Annotated in this window: 16 protein-coding genes; 6 read left to right on the forward strand and 10 right to left on the reverse strand. The window is 67.8% G+C overall.

All coding sequences use genetic code 11. The features are described from left to right. Positions 1-51: 51 nt before the first annotated feature. The 6 genes from U4Z31_RS08030 to U4Z31_RS08055 form a co-directional block, all read right to left on the reverse strand. Positions 52-1083: an ABC transporter ATP-binding protein gene (locus tag U4Z31_RS08030; protein WP_044844994.1), complete on the reverse strand. Its 1032-nt coding sequence runs from the start codon at positions 1081-1083 to the stop codon at positions 52-54. After that, a complete protein-coding gene (locus U4Z31_RS08035) occupies positions 1080-2072 on the reverse strand; it encodes an ABC transporter ATP-binding protein (protein WP_044844993.1) in 993 nt (330 codons plus the stop codon). Before U4Z31_RS08035 ends, U4Z31_RS08030 begins: the two co-directional genes overlap by 4 nt. Before the next feature lie 2 nt (positions 2073-2074). Continuing rightward, a complete protein-coding gene (locus U4Z31_RS08040; RefSeq protein ID WP_044844992.1) occupies positions 2075-2977 on the reverse strand; it encodes an ABC transporter permease in 903 nt (300 codons plus the stop codon). Between the two features lie 13 nt (positions 2978-2990). Further along, complete coding sequence (locus tag U4Z31_RS08045; RefSeq protein ID WP_124486048.1) at positions 2991-3929, reverse strand: ABC transporter permease subunit; 939 nt, start codon at positions 3927-3929, stop codon at positions 2991-2993. Between the two features lie 11 nt (positions 3930-3940). Then, the gene (locus U4Z31_RS08050; RefSeq protein ID WP_044844990.1) at positions 3941-5554 is read right to left on the reverse strand and encodes a peptide ABC transporter substrate-binding protein; all 1614 of its coding nucleotides are present in this window, start codon (positions 5552-5554) and stop codon (positions 3941-3943) included. A gap of 177 nt (positions 5555-5731) precedes the next feature. Then, positions 5732-6310, reverse strand: coding sequence for a cupin domain-containing protein (locus tag U4Z31_RS08055; RefSeq protein WP_044844989.1), 579 nt, complete (start codon positions 6308-6310; stop codon positions 5732-5734). Positions 6311-6809: 499 nt separating this feature from the next. Here U4Z31_RS08055 and U4Z31_RS08060 point away from each other — a divergent pair, with 499 nt between their 5' ends. Together U4Z31_RS08060 and U4Z31_RS08065 are read left to right on the forward strand one after the other, a co-directional pair. After that, entirely contained in the window at positions 6810-8333 is a 1524-nt protein-coding gene (locus U4Z31_RS08060; protein WP_044844988.1) for a peptide MFS transporter, read from the forward strand. 120 nt (positions 8334-8453) lie between these two features. Next, positions 8454-8660, forward strand: coding sequence for a hypothetical protein (locus U4Z31_RS08065; RefSeq protein ID WP_044844987.1), 207 nt, complete (start codon positions 8454-8456; stop codon positions 8658-8660). Positions 8661-8709: 49 nt separating this feature from the next. On the opposite strand, the gene U4Z31_RS08070 is transcribed toward U4Z31_RS08065, so the two are convergent. From U4Z31_RS08070 to U4Z31_RS08080, 3 genes are all read right to left on the reverse strand, one after another. After that, positions 8710-9834, reverse strand: a complete 1125-nt coding sequence (locus tag U4Z31_RS08070; RefSeq protein ID WP_321809921.1) for an OpgC domain-containing protein — start codon at positions 9832-9834, stop codon at positions 8710-8712. A gap of 398 nt (positions 9835-10232) precedes the next feature. Next, positions 10233-11132 carry an EamA family transporter RarD gene (rarD, locus tag U4Z31_RS08075; RefSeq protein ID WP_321809922.1) on the reverse strand — a complete coding sequence of 300 codons (900 nt, stop codon included), beginning with the start codon at positions 11130-11132 and terminating at the stop codon, positions 10233-10235. Positions 11133-11151: 19 nt separating this feature from the next. Beyond that, on the reverse strand, positions 11152-11448 hold the full coding sequence (locus U4Z31_RS08080; RefSeq protein WP_124486044.1) for an acylphosphatase: 297 nt from the start codon (positions 11446-11448) through the stop codon (positions 11152-11154). A gap of 256 nt (positions 11449-11704) precedes the next feature. On the opposite strand from U4Z31_RS08080, the gene hpnA reads away from it, so the two are divergent. After that, entirely contained in the window at positions 11705-12712 is a 1008-nt protein-coding gene (gene hpnA / locus U4Z31_RS08085; RefSeq protein ID WP_044844982.1) for a hopanoid-associated sugar epimerase, read from the forward strand. 108 nt (positions 12713-12820) lie between these two features. After that, positions 12821-14254: a phage tail protein gene (locus U4Z31_RS08090; protein ID WP_321809923.1), complete on the forward strand. Its 1434-nt coding sequence runs from the start codon at positions 12821-12823 to the stop codon at positions 14252-14254. Positions 14255-14378: 124 nt separating this feature from the next. Here the strand turns inward: U4Z31_RS08090 and U4Z31_RS08095 are convergent, their stop codons facing one another. Continuing rightward, positions 14379-15566 carry a glycosyltransferase gene (locus U4Z31_RS08095; protein ID WP_321809924.1) on the reverse strand — a complete coding sequence of 396 codons (1188 nt, stop codon included), beginning with the start codon at positions 15564-15566 and terminating at the stop codon, positions 14379-14381. 417 nt (positions 15567-15983) lie between these two features. Between U4Z31_RS08095 and ispH the strand changes: the two genes are divergently transcribed. Next, entirely contained in the window at positions 15984-16925 is a 942-nt protein-coding gene (ispH, locus tag U4Z31_RS08100) for a 4-hydroxy-3-methylbut-2-enyl diphosphate reductase (protein ID WP_044844980.1), read from the forward strand. A gap of 12 nt (positions 16926-16937) precedes the next feature. Continuing rightward, complete coding sequence (gene hpnH, locus U4Z31_RS08105) at positions 16938-18098, forward strand: adenosyl-hopene transferase HpnH (RefSeq protein WP_124520106.1); 1161 nt, start codon at positions 16938-16940, stop codon at positions 18096-18098. Positions 18099-18150: the final 52 nt, after the last annotated feature.

Below are 18150 nucleotides of genomic sequence, written 5' to 3' on the forward strand. Positions count from 1 at the left end.
GCGCCGCACCCTACCCCTGTTGACCTGCCTGGTTATGTTTGCTGCGTCACTTCACGCCGCCACGCCCGCCCGGATGCACGCGACACGCGCCGGCGAGCCCTGCCGCACTTCCGGCAGCGGCACGTCCTGCGCGCACGCGTCGATCGCGACCGGGCAGCGCGTGCGGAACGCGCAGCCGGACGGCGGGTTGAGCGGCGACGGCATCTCGCCCGCCAGCAGCATCGGACGGCGAGCACGCTCGCGCGCCGGCTCCGGCGTCGGCGCCGCATCGAGCAGCGCCTTCGTGTACGGGTGCTGCGGCACGCCGTACACGTCATGCCGCGTGCCGAACTCCATCACGCGGCCGAGATACATCACGAGCACGCGCTGGCTGATGGCCTTCACCACCGCCAGGTCGTGCGCGACGAAAAGATAGGACAACGACAGTTCGCGTTGCAGATCGCGCAGCAGGTTCACGATCTGCGCCTGGATCGACACGTCGAGTGCCGATACGGGCTCGTCGCAGATCACGAGCTTCGGCTCGCCGATCAGCGCGCGCGCGATGCCGACGCGCTGGCACTGTCCGCCGGAAAACTCGTGCGGATAGCGCAGCAGGTGATGCGCGTTCAGGCCGACGCGTTCGAGCATCGTGACCACGCGGCGCCGCACTTCGGCGCGGCCGAGGCCCGCGTGGTGCGTGACGAGCGGCTCCGCGACGATCTGTTCGATCGTCATGCGCGGATCGAGCGACGCGAGCGGATCCTGGAAGATCATCTGCACTTCGCGGCGCATCGCGGTGCCGCGCAGGTGATCAGGCGCGACGGCTTCGCCGCGCCAGCGCACCGTGCCGGCCGTCATCGGCACGAGGCCGATCAGCGCGCGCGCGAGCGTCGACTTCCCGCAGCCCGACTCGCCGACGAGCCCGACCGTCTCGCCGCGCTTCACGTCGAACGACACGCCGTCGACCGCGCGCAGCGTGCCCTTCGGCGACCACGGATAGCCGCCGAGCGGCACGCGGAAATGCACCTTCAGATCGTCGACGGACAGCAGCGTATCGCTCGTCGTGCCCGTCGCGCCGGCATTGCGGCGTTCATCGACGCTCATCGCAGACCTCCCGTCAGATCGGCCAGCGGCCGGTGGCACGCGCGCACCGCGCCCGCCGCGCCATAGGTTTCGAGCGCGGGGCGCGCGGTACCGCAGCGCGCCTCCGCATACGTGCAGCGTTTCGCGAACGCGCAGCCGGCCGGCGCGGTGCCGGGCATCGGCGGATTGCCGGGAATCGCGACGAGCGGCGCGTCGTCGGCGTCGGTCAGGCGCGGCAGCGCGTTGAGCAGGCCGATCGTGTACGGATGCGACGGCGCCGCGAAGATCGAGTCGGCCGGCGCGTATTCGACGGTGCGGCCCGCATACATGACCATCACGTCGTCCGCGAGGCCCGCGACCACGCCCATGTCGTGCGTGATCAGCACGATCGCGGTGCCGCGCTCACGGTTCAGCTCGCGCAGCAGGTCGATGATCTGCGCCTGCACGGTCACGTCGAGCGCGGTGGTCGGCTCGTCGGCGATCAGGATTTCCGGCTCGGACAGGAGCGCCATCGCGATCATCACGCGCTGGCGCATGCCGCCGGAAAACTCGTGCGGATACATGCGGATGCGGCGCGCGGCGTCGGGAATGCGCACCGACTCGAGCGCCTCGATCGCGCGCTTCGTCGCTTCCTTGCGCGACAGCTTGCGATGCAGCTGCAGCGTCTCGGTCATCTGCCGCTCGATCGTCAGGAACGGATTGAGCGACGTCATCGGATCCTGGAAGATCATCGCGATCCGGTCGCCGCGCACCGCGTTCAGCGCACGCGTATCCATCTCGAGCAGGTTGTCGCCGCGATAGCGCGCGGCGCCCGTCGTCGCGCCGTTGCCGGCCAGCAGGCCGAGCAGCGCCATCACGGTCTGGCTCTTGCCCGAGCCCGATTCGCCGACGATGCCGAGCGTCTTGCCGGCTTCGAGCGAGAACGACACGCCGCTCACGGCGTCGATCGGCGGTGCGTCCTTGCGCGAGAAGCGCACGCCGAGGTTTTCTACTTCCAACAGAGCAGCCATCTTCAGCGATCCTTCGGGTCGAGCGCGTCACGCAGGCCGTCGCCAACGAAGTTCACGCAGTAGAGCGTCACGCACAGCATGACGGCCGGTGCCAGCAGCAGCCACGGCATCGATTCCAGTTTCTGCGCGCCGTCCTGGATCAGCACGCCCCAGCTCGTCATCGGTTCCTGCACGCCGAGGCCGAGGAACGACAGCACCGATTCGGTCAGCACGATGTTCGGCACCGACACGGTCGCGTACACGACGACCACGCCGAGCAGGTTCGGCACGACGTGGCGCAGCACGATCGACGCCGGCGACACGCCGATCGCGCGCGCAGCGTCGACGAACTCGCGATTGCGCAGCGACAGCGTCTGGCCGCGCACGACGCGCGCCATGTCGATCCACGAGAACGCGCTGATGGTCAGCACGACCAACATGAACGAGCGGCCGAACAGGGTCATCATCAGGATCGCGATCAGCAGGTACGGGATCGCGTACATCATGTCGACGACGCGCATCATCGCGGAGTCGACCCGGCCGCCCGCGAAGCCGGCGGTCGCGCCCCACGCCACGCCGAACAGGCCGGACACCAGCGTGCCGAGCAGGCCGACCTCGATCGACACGCGGCCGCCGATCAGCGTGCGCACGAGCAGGTCGCGGCCGAGCTCGTCGGTGCCGAACCAGTGCTGGTTCGCGAGCGTCGGCGCGAGGCTGATCGAGCCCCAGTCGCTCGCGGCGGGATCGGCCGCGAGCAGCCACGGACCGACGAAACATGCGAGCGTGATCAGCGCGAGCAGCACGAGGCTGAACACGGCCGCGCGGTTGTGAAGGAAGCGCGCGAACGCGAGCGCGAGCGGCGAGCGCGAACGCGGCGGCGAGTCGGTCTGCACAGGCAGACTGACGACGGGAGTAGTCGGAGTCATCGCAGTGCCTCGCTCAATAACGGATGCGCGGATCGAGCCACGCGTACGCGAGGTCGACCAGCAGGTTGAACAGCACGGCACAGACGGTCGTCAGCACGACAAGGCCGAGCACCAGCGTGTAGTCGCGGTTGATCGCGCCGTTCACGACGAGCTGCCCGAGCCCGGGCAGCGCGAACACCGATTCGGTGACGACGGCCGCCGTGATCGACGTGATGCAGACCGTGCCGAACAGCGACACGACCGGCATCAGCGCGGGCTTGAGCGCGTGGCGCAGCACGATCGTCGAGCCCGGCAGGCCCTTCGCGCGCGCGGTGCGGATGAAGTTGCTCGACAGCGTCTCGATCATCGAGCCGCGCATCACGCGCGCGAGCAGCGATACGTTGATGAAGGTCAGCAGCACGATCGGCAGCAGCCGGTACTGCCAGCCGCCGTCGCCCCAGCCGCCGGCCGGCAGCCAGCCGTTGCCGGCGGAGGTCTTCAGCAGGATCGCGAAGATCCACACCAGCACCGGGCCGAGCACGAACGGCGGCACGACGTTGCCGAAGTTGCCGATCAGCATCACGAAGCGGTCGATCACGCTGTCGCGGCGCACGGCCGCGACGGTGCCGAGCAGCACGCCGAACCCGATCGAGAGCGGGATCGAGATGCCGCCCACGCCGAGACTCACGGGCAGCGCCTTCTTCACGAGATCGTTCACCGACCAGTCGACGTAGCGGAACGACGGGCCGAGATCGCCGTGCAGCAGCGAACCGAGATACAGCAGGTACTGCTTCCACAGCGGCTCGTCGAGGTGGTACTTCGCGTTCAGGTTCGCGAGCGTCGCCGCGGACAGCTGCTTCTCCGTATCGAACGGACCGCCGGGCGTGAAGTGCAGCAGCAGGTAGCAGACGGTGATGACGGCGAGAATCGTCGGCACCGCCCACAACGTGCGTCTCAATGCGTAGGCCAGCATGATCGCTCCGCTCAGTGCTTGATCAGGTACATGTCCTGCGAAGCACGCATGTCGATCACGTTCTTCAGCGAGTAGCCGCCCACGTAGGGCTTCACGAGCCGGTCCGCGGAATACTGGAACAGCGGCACCATCGGCGTGTCGTTCATCGCCGCGTCGTGCGCCTGCGTGAGCAGCGTGGCGCGCGCCTTGTCGTCGAGCTTCTGGTTGCCTTCTTCGACGAGCGTGTCGGCCTGCTTGTTGCAGTAGCCGACGGTATTCTGCGAGCTGCCGCAGCGGATCAGGTCGAAGAAGGTCATCGCGTCGTTGTAGTCGGCGAACCAGCCGTCGCGCGCGATCTGCACCTTGCCGTCATGCCGCTCCTTCATCAGCACCTTGAACTCGACGTTCTCGAGCTTCGTGTCGATGCCGAGCTTCGTGCGCCATTCCGATGCGGTGAACAGCGCGACCTTCTTGTGCAGGTCGTTGGTGTTGTACGTGAGCGTGAACGACAGCGGCTTCGCATCGGAGAAGCCGGCCTGCTTCAGCAGGTCCTTCGCGGTCGCGACGCGCTTGGCCATCGGCCACGACGCCCATTCCGGCGTGAACGGGTGCACGCCCTTCGTGCCGTTCGGCATCAGGCCGTACATCGGCTTCTCGCCGGCCTGCGTGAGCTTCGACGTCAGCACGTCGCGATCGATCACCATCGACAGCGCCTGGCGCACGCGCTTGTCCTTCAGCGCCGCGTCGCTGTTGTTCAGGTAGTAGTAGTAGGTCGCGAGCTGCAGGCCCGGGCGCAGTTCGCCGCCGAACTGCTTGCTGACCTGCTGGAAGATGCCCGACGGGATCGAGTAGCTGTAGTCGATCTGGCCGGCCTGGTACATGCGCATCGCCGTTTCGTCGCTTTCGATCGGCAGGTACGTGACCTTGTTGATCACGACCTTCGGCGCGTTCCAGTACTTCGCGTCCTTCGAGATCACGATGCGGTTGTTCGGCTGCCAGTCGACGAGCTGGTACGCGCCGTTGCTGACGATGTTGCCGGGACGCGTCCATGCGTCGCCGAACTTCGCGACGGTGTCCTTGTTCACCGGCGCGAGCGGCACCATCGCGGTCAGTTCGGGGAAGAACGCGACCGGCACGTCGGTCGTCACTTCCAGCGTGTACGGGTCGACTGCGCGCACGCCGAGCGTCGTCGGCGCGGCCTTGCCGGCGATGATGTCCTTCGAGTTCTTCACGAACTCGACGAGGATCGTGTACTTCGAGCCCGTCTTCGGGTCGACGAGGCGCTGCCACGAGTAGACGAAATCGGCGGCCGTCACGGGCTGGCCGTTGCTCCACTTCGCATCGTGGCGCAGCTTGAAGATCCAGGTCTGCGGCGTCTTGCGCTCCCACGACTGCGCGACACCCGGCACGACCTGGCCGGCCGCGTCGATGCGGGCAAGCCCTTCGAACAGGTCGAGGCCGATCGTGTTGCCGGTCCACGATTCGATGTGCGCCGGGTCGAGCGACTCGACTTCGGCGGGCACCTGGCGCGTCAGGTCCTGTTGAGGAGCGAGCGTGACGTTCGACGGAACGGTAACGGCGTGGGCGACGGGCGTCGTCAGGGCGAGCGCGGCCAGCACGGCCGACATGGCATGCAAGGATTTCATCGTGGCAGTCTTGAGAAAGTTGTTCGGCGAGCGATGCGCGGCGGATGCCGCGGTTACGCGTGAGACGCTGACGGGTACAGCGATTGAGGAGGCCCGTGATTCTCGTATTGCATCTTAGTATTCCTTACGTTTCTTTCGACAGGCATTCCGTCTTGGAAACGAAGGAATACCTGTGCGTTAGAACAGCCGCGGCGTACCGACCCAGACCACCACCGACTCGACCTTCGCGGTGTTGACCCAGCTGTGCGGGACCGTCGACTGATAGTGCGAACTGTCGCCGGCCTGCAGGACGAACGTCTTGCCTTCCAGCGTCAGCGACACTTCCCCTTCAATCACATACAGGAATTCCTCTCCTGCATGGGTCGTCACCTCCGACCGCTTCTGCCCCGGCGGCATCCGCACGAGGATCGCCTCGAGCTGACGCCCTTCGGTCACGTTGGTCAGCCTCGCGAACAGGTTCGCCGAATCGGCGAATCCGAAGAAGCGCAACTGATCGCCTCTGCAGACCGAGCGTTCCTCGCTCGGCGTATCCACGAAGTACTGCACCGTCACGCCGAGCGCCTGTGCGATACCGGCCAGCGACGTCAGTGACGGCGACGCGAGCCCGCGTTCGACTTGAGACAGAAACGGCTTCGAAATCCCCGCGGCGGTAGCGGTGTCGTCGAGCGTGCGCTTGAGTCGTTGGCGCAACGCGCGAATCTTGCTGCCGAGTGCGGCAGCGTCTGCCGCTCGCGAGTTTTCAGTGGGGGGAACCATAGCAGGCCGAAAAGTGGTCGTCAAAAAATGTTTGATGGAAAGTAACTAAGTTAATACGAGATAGCTTAATCTTCGGGTTCGCACACGTCTTCGGTGTTGAGCCCGGTGCACTAAACAGGGCACGAAGCGGGCGAAACGACGCGCTATCTTGCCAGACTCGCCGGCTTCACAGGCAAGCTGCAAGCGGCTCTCCGGGAATTTTCGGAGAACGGGCGCGAAGCTTACAAATAGATGATGAGACAAATTTTCCTGAAAGCTGCTGCCATATCGGGAGTTTCCCTGAGTGGCGCGGACCTGACGCACCGGGCCGGCAAACGTTACCATTCGCGCGCCGGTCGGGGCCTCGCACCGCCTTATCGGGCGGAGTCCGACCCCGGCCCGGGCTAACCCGCCCGACTGCTCCATCGCCGACGCAAAGCCTACCCGGCCACCGTGCTCCGGCGCCAGTTCGACCCCCAAGGCGACGCGCGATCCGCGCCGTCCGTTTCAAACGAGATTGATGATGCACGCACCTGTTTCACAGACCCGTTCGTTTACGACGGTCTTCCTCATCGAAATGTGGGAGCGCTTCGGCTACTACGGTATGGCCGCGCTCCTGGTCCTCTTCATGGTCGACCGGCTCGGTTTCACCGACAGCCATGCGAACCTGACCTGGGGCGCGTTCACCGCGCTCGTCTACGCGTCGCCGTCGATCGGCGGCTGGATCGGCGACAAGGTACTCGGCGCCCGTCGCACGATGATCATCGGCGCGGCCGTGCTGTGCGCCGGCTACCTGATGCTGGCGATCCCGAACGACGCGCTGGCGTACATGTACGCATCGCTCGGCGTGATCGTCGTCGGCAACGGCCTGTTCAAGGCCAACGCGGCGAACCTCGTGCGCCGCATCTACGAAGGCGACGATGCGCGCATCGACAGCGCGTTCACGATCTACTACATGGCGGTCAACATCGGCTCGACCGTGTCGATGCTCGCGACGCCGTGGATCAAGGATCACTGGGGCTGGCACACCGCGTTCGCGGTCTGCTGCGCCGGCATGCTGCTCGCGATCCTGAACTTCATGCTGATGCACCGCACGCTCGCGCACATCGGCTCGCAGCCCGACGACGAACCGATCCGCTGGAAGCGCCTCGGCGGCGTGGCGGCGGGCGGCGTGGCGCTCGCGCTGGTCACGCTGTACGTGCTGCAGCACAAGCAGCTCGCGGTCGCGAGCGTATGGACGGCGGCGTTCGCGATCCTCGCGATCTTCGCGTACATGATCGCGAAGTCGGAGCGTTCGGAACGCGCGGGCCTGATCGCGGCGCTCGTGCTGATCGGCCAGGTGATCCTGTTCTTCATCTTCTACGTGCAGATGTCGACGTCGCTCACGCTGTTCGCGCTGCGCAACGTCGATCCGCGCTTCATCCTGTTCGGCACGACGCTGTTCACGTGGAGCGCCGCGCAGTTCCAGGCGCTGAACCCGATCTGGATCATGATGCTGAGCCCGGTGCTCGTGTGGGTCTACAACGCGTTCTCGAAGAGCGGCCGTGACCTGCCGGTCGCCGCGAAGTATGCGTTCGGCTTCGGCGCGGTAGCCGCCGGCTACCTGGTGTTCACGATCAGCGGCCGCTACGCGGTGGACGGCCGCGTGTCGTCGTGGTTCATGGTGTGGGGCTACGGCCTCTACTCGCTCGGCGAACTGCTGGTGAGCGGCCTCGGCCTCGCGATGATCGCCCGCTACGTGCCGGCGCGCATGAGCGGCTTCATGATGGGCGCGTATTTCGTCGCGACGGGTGTGTCGCAGTATCTGGGCAGCGTCGTCGCGAACTTCGCGCAGATGCCGTCGCACGACCTGCCGGCCACCGAATCGCTGCCGCTGTACCTGTCGCTGTTCGAGAAGCTCGGCTGGCTCGCCGCGATCGGCATGCTGCTCGCCCTGCTGCTGCTGCCGATGATGAACCGCCTGTCGCGCCAGCATCAGCGCTGCGCGGAAGAGCGCCGCGAGGAAGAAGCGGTGCAGGCGCAGGCGATGGCCTCGGCGCAGTAAGTACTATCCCTCGGCGTGCGGCGTGCACGCCACATTCTCCCGCCAGCGCGGCCAGCACGTCCTACACTGGTTGCAACGGCGCATCCGCTCCGTCGTGATGCGCACTGGCGGGAGAAGATCATGAAAAACAAGACGACTCGGCTCTTGAGGATACTGTCGGACATCCGGCACGCGCAGCGCTGCACCACATTGCGCGCCGCCCGGGCCGCGGCCGAAGCCGATGCGGTGCTCGCGCAGCAGGACGATCCGAAGTCCGACGAACGCGACGACGCCGAATCCGACGACGCGACCGTCGTCCCCCGCTCCCGTATCGGCTCACCTCACTGAGCGCACCGCGCGGCACGTTGCGTGCCGCCCGCGCGTTTTCCCGCACCGTTCACGCGGCCGCGCCGCGCCGGCGTGCGAACCACGTTCCCGAACCGGCCACGGCCATCATCAGTCCGACCGCGCATGCGTCGGCCGCGAGGCCCACGCCGATATGTCGCAGCTCGGCGCCGTTCGCGACCGGATGCAGCAGCGAATCGATGACGAGCGAGATCGCCGCGCCCGCGACGAAGCAGATCAGGCCGCGCCGGCCGACCGCGACGACCGGCTGCACGGCCCGCGCAATGCGCGCGATCCAGCCGTAGCGCACGCAGTCGGCCATCAGCCAGGCAATCGCCGCGAAGCTCACGATGCGCGGCAGCGCGAGATCGCGCTTGAGAATACCTTCCGGCAACGGCAGCCCCGAGAACAGCTTGTAGCTCGCACAACCGAGCACGATCGCGCACGCGACGCCGGTCGCCGCAGCGCTCCACCGCCCGAGCGCGACGTACCGGTAGAAAGGCTGGCAGCGCGCGAGCACGCCGGCGACGAACATCAGCTGCCACGCGAACGGGTTGAAGTTCCAGCGGAACGCATCGGTATCCAGCAGCTCGGGGCCGAGCCAGCCCGCCGCGAGCCACGACGTCGCGCCGAACGCGACGAGCAGCCACGGATGGCGGCGCGCGAACGGCACGATCACCGGCGACGCGAGCGCGAACAGCACGTACATCGGCAGCACCGACGCGAGATACGGCTGGCGCTGGAACGTGAGCAGTTCGGCGAGCCCCGTGACCGGCGACGCGAGCATCACGCTGACGTCGTCGAGCGCGAGGTTCGGCGTGTCGATCCCGTAATGGTCGAGCACGGCGGACACGACGAGCATCAGCGTCGACGTCGCGAGAAACGCGCGGTAGATCTGCATCGCGCGGCGCACGAACCGCCGCTGCGCCGCGCGCGCGCCGTGCCGGTCGGCGATCGCGCCGTACGCGCTCGCGGTCGCGAAGCCGCCGAGGAACACGAACACCTCGGCCGCATCGCACAGCGCGAATGCATGGAGCGTCACGCGCGACAGCACGCTCGCGCCGATGTGATCGACGACGATCATCAGCAGCACGATGCCGCGGAAGAAATCGACTTCGATCAGGCGCGCGCCGCGGGTCGGCGGCATCGGGACGGCAGGCGGCATGTTCAACGACATGGCCGCACCTGCACGACGACGGTGCGGCATGCACCGAAGGAGGATTCGGAAGGGAGAAGGCGAACGCGATCGGCGGCGCTACGCGTATGCTCGTATCGCGCCAACCCGGCCGGCCCGGCACGGAAATGACCGTTCATGGAAAAGCCGCATACGAAGAGGAGGCGGTCAGATCAGTCTAGCGGCCGGTCGGGAGATACCCTAAGTAACAAAGTGCAACGGAATCTTCTGTTCGATTACAGGCGTGACATCGGCGATGCAACGCTGGCGAGGCCGCCAGCCAGACGTCAGCCGGATGTCGGCGCGATGCCGGTTCGACGCCGGCATCGCGTGACGCGACGCAAGCAATGCGCGCTGCGCGGCACGTTCGTTGCCGCCGTCGCGCGGCCGGGCGGCGATGCTCAGCCGCGCGCGGGCAAGCGCCGCATCAGCATCGCGCTGTGCCACGCGGTCAATGCAACGGCGGCCCAGATCGGCCCGTACGTCGCGAGCTGCGTGACGCTCAGCGTCTCGCCGAGCAGCAGCAGCGACACCGCGACGAGCAGCACCGGTTCGACGTAGCCGAGGATCCCGAACAGCGCCATCGGCAGCATCCGGCTCGCCTTCAGGTAGCTCGCGAGCGCGAGCGTGCTGAGCACGCCGAGCCCCGGCAGCAGCACGGCCCACAGCAGCGGATGGCTGGCGACCGGCGTCGCGCTCGCCGACACCATCGCGAACGCGACCGGACACAGCAGCACGATCTCGAGCGCGAACGCGGCCAGCGAATCGGCGTTGATCCGGCGGCGCAGCACGAAATACGGCGGATAGCCGAGCGCGACGACGAGCGTCGGCCACGCGAACGCGCGCGTCGCCCATACCTCGTGCGCGACGCCGAGCGCCGCGCATGCGACCGCCGCCCATTGCAGCGGATCGAGCCGTTCGTGATAGTAGAAGCGGCCGACGAGCACCATCGTCAGCGGCAGCAGGAAATAGCCGAGCGACACTTCGAGCATGCGTCCGTGCAGCGGCGCCCACAGGAACAGCCACAGCTGCAGGCCGAGCAGCGCCGCGCTCGCGGGCAGCGCGACCAGCAGGCGCCTGTCGCGCACGCCGCGCCGCACGAGTTCGACGAGCGCCGGCCAGCGGCCGCGCAGCGCGATCAGTGCGAGCGCGCCCGGCGCGGTCCACAGGATGCGCCACGCGAAGATGTCGAGCCCCGTGAGCGGCGCGAGCAGTTTCGCGTAGGCGGACATCAGCGCGAACAGCGTCGACGCCATCACCGACAGCGCGATGCCGCGCCCGGCCTCCGGATACCCCGTCATGTTGTTTTAGCCTTGCGCGTTACTGCTGCTGGAAGCGCTCGAAGCGCTTTTCGACGTGGCGCTCCTCGAACGTCACCTCGGTCACGCGCGCGGACGGCGGCCCGTGGCGCAGCCACGCGAGCATCCGGTCGATCTGTGCGCCCGGGCCCTGGATCATCGCCTCGACGCTGCCGTCCTCGAGATTCGCGACCCAGCCGCGCAGCTTCAGCGCATGCGCCTCGCGCACCGTCGCGTGACGGAAACCGACGCCCTGCACGACGCCGCGCACCCGCACGTAGTAGGTCTCGATCCGTTCGTCCAGTTCATTGCGGCTCATCGCGTCGCCCTCCCGTCGTGCAATCCATTCAAGCCCGGCATTGTAGTCGCGTCGGCCGCTTCGCACACGGGCCCGGCGGGCCGGCTCGGCGCCGTCGCCAGTGCAGCCGCCCGCGCGAGCACGCAACTGCGGGTTTGCTGCCCGGCGATGCGTGCGTGCCGGAGGACGGCGCTCGCGTCGCCGGGCGCGCCGACCACGTACAATCTCGCCGACGCACAACCGCCGCGCCGCCCGCGCGCGGCCCTGAAGGAAACGCATGACTGATACCTCCCGCGATCTCGTTCTCGTCACCGGCGCGTCCGGTTTCGTCGGCTCGGCCGTCGCACGCATCGCGCAGCAGAAAGGCTATGCGGTGCGCGTGCTGGTGCGCCCGACCAGCCCGCGCACGAACGTCGCGGATCTCGACGCCGAGATCGTCACCGGCGACATGCGCGACGAGACGTCGATGCGCGCCGCGCTGCGCGGCGTGCGCTACCTGCTGCACGTGGCGGCCGACTACCGGCTGTGGGCGCCGGACCCGCACGAGATCGAGCGCGCGAACCTCGAAGGCGCGGTCGCGACGATGCGCGCGGCGCGAGCCGAAGGCGTCGAACGGATCGTCTACACGAGCAGCGTCGCGACGCTGAAGGTCACGAGCGCCGGCGATCCGTCCGACGAGAACCGGCCGCTGACCGCCGAGCAGGCGATCGGCGTGTACAAGCGCAGCAAGGTGCTGGCCGAGCGCGCGGTCGAGCGGATGATCGCCGACGAAGGGCTGCCGGCCGTGATCGTCAACCCGTCGACGCCGATCGGCCCGCGCGACGTGAAGCCGACGCCGACCGGCCGCATCATCGTCGAGGCCGCGCTCGGCAAGATTCCCGCGTTCGTCGATACCGGGCTGAACCTGGTGCACGTCGACGACGTCGCGCACGGCCACTTCCTCGCGCTCGAGCGCGGCCGGATCGGCGAGCGCTACATCCTCGGCGGCGAGAACCTGCCGCTGCAGCAGATGCTGGCCGACATCGCGCAGATGACGGGCCGCAAGGCGCCGACGATCGCGCTGCCGCGCTGGCCGCTCTACCCGCTCGCCGTCGGTGCGGAAGCCGTCGCGAAGTTCACGAAGAAGGAGCCGTTCGTGACCGTCGACGGGCTGCGGATGTCGAAGAACAAGATGTATTTCACGTCCGCGAAGGCCGAGCGCGAGCTCGGCTACCGTGCGCGTCCGTACCGCGAAGGACTGCGTGACGCGCTCGACTGGTTCGGCTCGGCGGGCTACCTGAAGTAACACAAAGCGGCGTATTTCACGCCGCTTTGCGCACTTTGTTACACGTCGCTGACGGACCGGCACCGGCGCAGCGGTTAAAATCGCGGGTCTTACGCAGAGAAGACACGCATGAACCTGAACGAACAGATCGATTCGCTCAACGCGGGCGTCGATCAGCTCCTCCACGATCACCACGCCGCGCAGCAGGCGGCACGCAGCGCGGAAGCGTTCGCGCGCGCCGCCGCGGCGGAAGCCCAGGCCGCCGCCGCACGTCACGCCGCCGCGGAAGCCGAAGCACAGGCCGCCGCGCAGCGCCACACGGCCGCAGCCGCCGACGCCGATGCCGCGCAGCAGCGCCACGCCGACGCCACCGCCGCGGCCGAAGCCGCCGCCCAACGCCACACCGAAGCCGCCGCGCAGGCCGAGGCCGCCGTCCAGCGGCACGCCGAAGCGACCGCGCTGACCGAGGCGCTCGCGCAGCGCCACGCGGATGCCGAAGCCGCGTCGCAGCGTCATGCGGCCGCGATCGCCGAAGCCGAGGCCGCCGCGCAGCGTCATCACGCCGCCGCGACCGAAGCGGACGCGGCCGCGCAGCGTCATGCAGCGGCCGCCGCGGAAGCCGAAGCCGCCGCGAAGCGCCATGCGGAGGCGACCGCCGCAGCCGAGGCCGCGACGCAGCGCCACGCGGCCGCGATCGCCGAGGCCGAGGCACTCGCGCAGCGTCACACGCAGGCGATCGCCGAAGCGGAAGCGGCTGCGCAGCGCCACGTCGAGGCAACCGCCGAAGCCGAAGCGATCACGCAGCGTCACGCCGAAGCGATCGCGCAAGCCGACGCGGCCGCGCAACGCCATGCGGAGGCGACCGCGGAGGCCGAGGCCGTCGCGCAGCGCCATACCGAAGCGATCGCGCAGGCCGAAGCGGCCGCCGAGCGTCACGCGAAGGCGATCGCCGACGCGGAAGCGCTGGTCGAAGCCGTCGTGAAGGACGCCGCGACGAACGCGGCAGCTTTGGCCACCGAGCCGGCCGTCGCTGCTGACGTGATCGAACCGGCCGTCGGGTCCGCCGTTGAGCCGATGACGAACGCCACCGCGCCGGCTGCCGCCGATGAAGTCGCCGCTGCGGCGGCCGACGCGATCACCGACGTCGTCGCGATCACCGACGTCGTCGCGACCACCGCCGCCGACACCGCGATCGAAGTCGCGCCCGCGGCCGAAGCAGCCGCCGACGCCCCCGCGGACAAGGCGACGCTGCACGTCGCGCGCCCGTCGCAGAACGAACTGACGCTGACCGTCAACGGCCAGTCGATCACGTTGCACCCGGAACAGCTGGGCCAGCTGATCGAGGAACTCGCGCATGCGCGCGCGTCGATGCAGCCGGAACCGCCGCCGGGCATCCCGGCCGGCTGGCGCTTCGTGACGACGAAGAACCCGATGATGGCCGTGCAGAAGCAGTCGAACGGCGATCGTCTGCTGGTCGCGCGCCACACCGGCTACGGCTGGGTGCCGTTCACGTTCTCGCCGGACGTCGTGATCCAGATGTACATGATGCTGACACAGCGGTAAGCACGCGCGCAGCGGCGACCGGACGTCGGCCGGAAAGCAAACAGCCCGAATCGGCTCACGTCGATTCGGGCTGTCTGTTTTCAGCAAGCCGGTGGTCCTGACGGCCGGCATCCGCCGGCCCGCTTCAGCGCTCCACCGGCGCCTGCACGCGCGCCTTCCACTGACCACCCTTGCCACGCCAGTAGCGCCACGCGGACGCGAACGTCGCGCCGACGTAGAACAGCGCCACGAGCGGCAGCGCGGGCGCCCACAGCGGCGAGCGCCGGTAATAGCGCAGCATCGGCGCATACGCGGTGCACATCGACGCCCATGCCAGCCACGCCGGCCAGGCGCGCGCGCCGTATGCGAGCGCGGCGACAGGCGGCACGAGATAGATGATCGTCATCCCGAGCAGCGTGCCGGCGAGCAGCAACGGCGAATAATGGAGCTGCGTGAACGCGGTGCGCGCGATCATGTTCCAGATGTCGCGCCAGCTGTCGTACGGACGCAGCGACACGCTGCGCTCGGCCAGGTCGAGCCGGATCGGATGCCGGCCGCTGCCGCGATGCTTGATCTGCGCGGCGAGGCTGCAGTCGTCGATCAGCGCGCCGCGGATCGATTCGATGCCGCCGGCCTCTTCCAGCGCGCTGCGCTTGACCAGCATGCAGCCGCCCGCGGCGCCGGCCGTCCGGTTGCGCGGATTGTTGATCCACGAGAACGGATAGAGCTTCGCGAAGAAGAACACGAACGCCGGGATCAGCGCCTTTTCCCAGAACGAATCGCAGCGCAGCCGCACCATCAGCGACACGAGATCGCGCTGTTCGGCCTGCGCGCGCGTGACGAGCTGCGCCACCGCGTCGGGCGGATGGCCGATGTCGGCATCCGTCAGCAGCAGGTAGTCGGCCGGCAGCCCCAACGTGCGCACCGCGGCGATGCCCTGCGACTGCGCCCACACCTTGCCCGACCAGCCGGCCGGCAGCGGCTTCGCGGCGAGCACGGTCAGGCGGTCGGCGCGGTTGATCGCGAGCGCGGCCGCGCGGGCCGCGGCGGCGGTGCCGTCGTCGCTGTGGTCGTCGACAATGATCAGATGAAAGTCGCCCGGATAATCCTGCTCGAGCAGCGACGTCGCCGCTTGCGCGATCACGTCGACCTCGTTGCGCGCCGGCACGACCGCGACGACCGCCGGCCAGGCGGCCTCGGCCGCGGCGCCGCGCGCTTCCGGCGGCAGGGCCCGCGCGGGTCGCGCGCGCCAGAAGCCGCCGCGCGCGACCAGCAGCACGATCCAGATCAGCAGCGACAGGCCGGACAGCAGAAAGGTAATCGCCAGCATCATCGGCACGCCTCCTGCCGGACGCCGGTGCGGGCGGCCCCGGATCGTTCGATCTCAATCAGGGTCGGAGTGAAAACACCCTTGACCGCATCGGCGGCAGGGCAATACGCGTAAGAATCGACGGTCATCGAATGGCCTTGAAATGAGCGCGACGCCGGGCAGCCGGACGGGCTGCCCGCGAAACCGCGCAGTTTACCGGGTTCCGCGCGCGCGAGCGCCGACGCGGCGCTGCGGCGGATGCAACACGGCCGATACAGCACCAGAGCAAGGACGGCCCGATAGGGTTAAAATGCGCGATTAATTCGGGGTTCCGGGGCCTGGCCTGGCCGGTTCGTTTCCTGCCTTCATAACATCAAGCCGGGGCGAGCGAGCGGTGCCAGCTCTTCGAACCCGGCGTCTGTCGTCGGAGTTCGCTCACTTATGCGAGTCATCCTTGCCCAGCCCCGCGGCTTTTGTGCGGGGGTTGTCCGCGCGATCGAGATCGTCGATCGCGCGCTGCAACAGCACGGCGCGCCGGTCTATGTGCGTCATGAGATCGTGCATAACCGGCACGTCGTCGAAAACCTGCGTAATAAAGGGGCTCGATTCGTCGAGGAGCTCGACGAGGTGCCGCACGGCGCCGTGGCGATCTTCAGCGCGCACGGGGTCGCCCAGACGGTCGAACGCGACGCGGAAACGCGCGGGCTCGACGTGCTGGACGCCACCTGCCCGCTCGTCACGAAAGTGCACGTGCAGGGCCGCCAGTACGTCGCGGCGGGCCGCCGGCTGATCCTGATCGGCCATGCGGGCCATCCGGAAGTCGAGGGCACGATCGGCCAGATCCCGGCCGAGGTGATCCTCGTGCAGAGCGAGGCCGAAGTCGATACGCTGACGCTGCCGGTCGACACGCCGGTCGCGTACGTCACGCAGACGACGCTGTCGGTCGACGACACGCGCGGCATCATCGAAGCGCTGCAGCGCCGGTTTACCGACATCGTCGGCCCGGACACGCGCGACATCTGCTACGCGACGCAAAACCGCCAGGCCGCCGTGCGCGAGCTGAGCGGCCAGGTCGACGTGCTGCTGGTCGTCGGTGCGACGAACAGCTCGAACTCGAACCGCCTGCGCGAGATCGGCACCGAAAGCGGTGTACCGAGCTATCTCGTCGCCGACGGCTCGGAAGTGAAGGCCGAATGGTTCGCGGGCGTGCAGACGGTCGGCCTGACCGCCGGCGCGTCGGCACCCGAGGAAATGGTCGAGGATGTAATTGGCGCGCTGCGCGCGCTGGGGCCCGTCGATGTCACGACGATGGCGGGCCGTGAGGAAAAAGTCGAATTCAAGTTGCCGGCGAAGCTTACGCAAGCTGTCGCCCGCGAAGTTTAAGGAGGACATCTCTTGTCTATTCCGCTGCTCCAGCAAGTCCGCGTCGGCGCATACATCATGCGCCAACACCTGTCCGGCAACAAACGCTATCCGCTCGCGCTGATGCTCGAGCCGCTGTTCCGCTGCAACCTCGCCTGTAACGGCTGCGGCAAGATCGATTATCCGGACCCGATCCTGAACCAGCGCCTGTCCGTCGAGGAATGCCTGGAAGCCGTCGACGAGTGCGGCGCGCCCATCGTGTCGATCGCCGGCGGCGAGCCGCTGCTCCACAAGGAGATGCCGGAGATCGTCAAGGGCATCATGAAGCGCAAGAAGTTCGTGTACCTGTGCACGAACGCGCTCCTGATGGAAAAGAAGATGGACGACTACGAGCCGAATCCGTACTTCGTCTGGTCGGTCCACCTCGACGGCGACAAGGAAATGCACGACCATTCCGTGTCGCAGGAAGGCGTGTACGACAAGGCGGTCGCGGCCATCAAGGAAGCGAAGCGCCGCGGCTTCCGCGTGAACATCAACTGCACGCTGTTCAACGATGCGATCCCCGAGCGCGTCGCGAAGTTCTTCGATACGCTGGGGCCGATCGGCGTCGACGGCATCACCGTGTCGCCGGGCTATGCGTACGAGCGCGCGCCGGATCAGCAGCACTTCCTGAACCGCGACAAGACGAAGAACCTGTTCCGCGAAATCCTCAAGCGCGGCGAAGGCGGCAAGCGCTGGTCGTTCAGCCAGTCGTCGCTGTTCCTCGACTTCCTGGCCGGCAACCAGACGTACAAGTGCACGCCGTGGGGCAACCCGGCGCGTACCGTGTTCGGCTGGCAGAAGCCGTGCTATCTGGTCGGCGAAGGTTACGTGAAGACCTTCAAGGAACTGATGGAAGACACGAACTGGGACAACTACGGCGTCGGCAACTACGAGAAGTGCGCGGACTGCATGGTCCACTGCGGCTTCGAAGCCACCGCCGTGATGGACACGATCGCGCATCCGCTGAAGGCGTTCGCCGTGAGCCGGAAGGGCATCAAGACCGAAGGCGCGTTCGCGCCGGACATCTCGATCGCGAAGCAGCGTCCGGCCGAGTACGTGTTCTCGCGCCACGTCGAGATCAAGCTCGAGGAAATCCAGCGCGCCGGCAAGGGCAAGCTGCAGAAGCCGGCCAAGCCGGCAACGGCGGCTTAAGCGCGTGTCGCCATGCGGAGGTTCGCGCCTCCGCATCGGCCGGCATCGAAGA

This window comes from Burkholderia sp. BCC1985, from assembly GCF_905339915.1.
Classification (GTDB): domain Bacteria; phylum Pseudomonadota; class Gammaproteobacteria; order Burkholderiales; family Burkholderiaceae; genus Burkholderia.

Excerpts from the sequence above, each read along its gene's own strand:
- U4Z31_RS08030 (WP_044844994.1), bottom strand. The coding sequence starts at position 1,083 with ATGAGCGTCGATGAACGCCGCAATGCCGGCGCGACGGGCACGACGAGC.
- U4Z31_RS08035 (WP_044844993.1), bottom strand. The coding sequence starts at position 2,072 with ATGGCTGCTCTGTTGGAAGTAGAAAACCTCGGCGTGCGCTTCTCGCGC.
- U4Z31_RS08040 (WP_044844992.1), bottom strand. The coding sequence starts at position 2,977 with ATGACTCCGACTACTCCCGTCGTCAGTCTGCCTGTGCAGACCGACTCG.
- U4Z31_RS08045 (WP_124486048.1), bottom strand. The coding sequence starts at position 3,929 with ATGCTGGCCTACGCATTGAGACGCACGTTGTGGGCGGTGCCGACGATT.
- U4Z31_RS08050 (WP_044844990.1), bottom strand. The coding sequence starts at position 5,554 with ATGAAATCCTTGCATGCCATGTCGGCCGTGCTGGCCGCGCTCGCCCTG.
- U4Z31_RS08055 (WP_044844989.1), bottom strand. The coding sequence starts at position 6,310 with ATGGTTCCCCCCACTGAAAACTCGCGAGCGGCAGACGCTGCCGCACTC.
- U4Z31_RS08060 (WP_044844988.1), top strand. The coding sequence starts at position 6,810 with ATGATGCACGCACCTGTTTCACAGACCCGTTCGTTTACGACGGTCTTC.
- U4Z31_RS08065 (WP_044844987.1), top strand. The coding sequence starts at position 8,454 with ATGAAAAACAAGACGACTCGGCTCTTGAGGATACTGTCGGACATCCGG.
- U4Z31_RS08070 (WP_321809921.1), bottom strand. The coding sequence starts at position 9,834 with ATGTCGTTGAACATGCCGCCTGCCGTCCCGATGCCGCCGACCCGCGGC.
- rarD (WP_321809922.1), bottom strand. The coding sequence starts at position 11,132 with ATGACGGGGTATCCGGAGGCCGGGCGCGGCATCGCGCTGTCGGTGATG.
- U4Z31_RS08080 (WP_124486044.1), bottom strand. The coding sequence starts at position 11,448 with ATGAGCCGCAATGAACTGGACGAACGGATCGAGACCTACTACGTGCGG.
- hpnA (WP_044844982.1), top strand. The coding sequence starts at position 11,705 with ATGACTGATACCTCCCGCGATCTCGTTCTCGTCACCGGCGCGTCCGGT.
- U4Z31_RS08090 (WP_321809923.1), top strand. The coding sequence starts at position 12,821 with ATGAACCTGAACGAACAGATCGATTCGCTCAACGCGGGCGTCGATCAG.
- U4Z31_RS08095 (WP_321809924.1), bottom strand. The coding sequence starts at position 15,566 with ATGATGCTGGCGATTACCTTTCTGCTGTCCGGCCTGTCGCTGCTGATC.
- ispH (WP_044844980.1), top strand. The coding sequence starts at position 15,984 with ATGCGAGTCATCCTTGCCCAGCCCCGCGGCTTTTGTGCGGGGGTTGTC.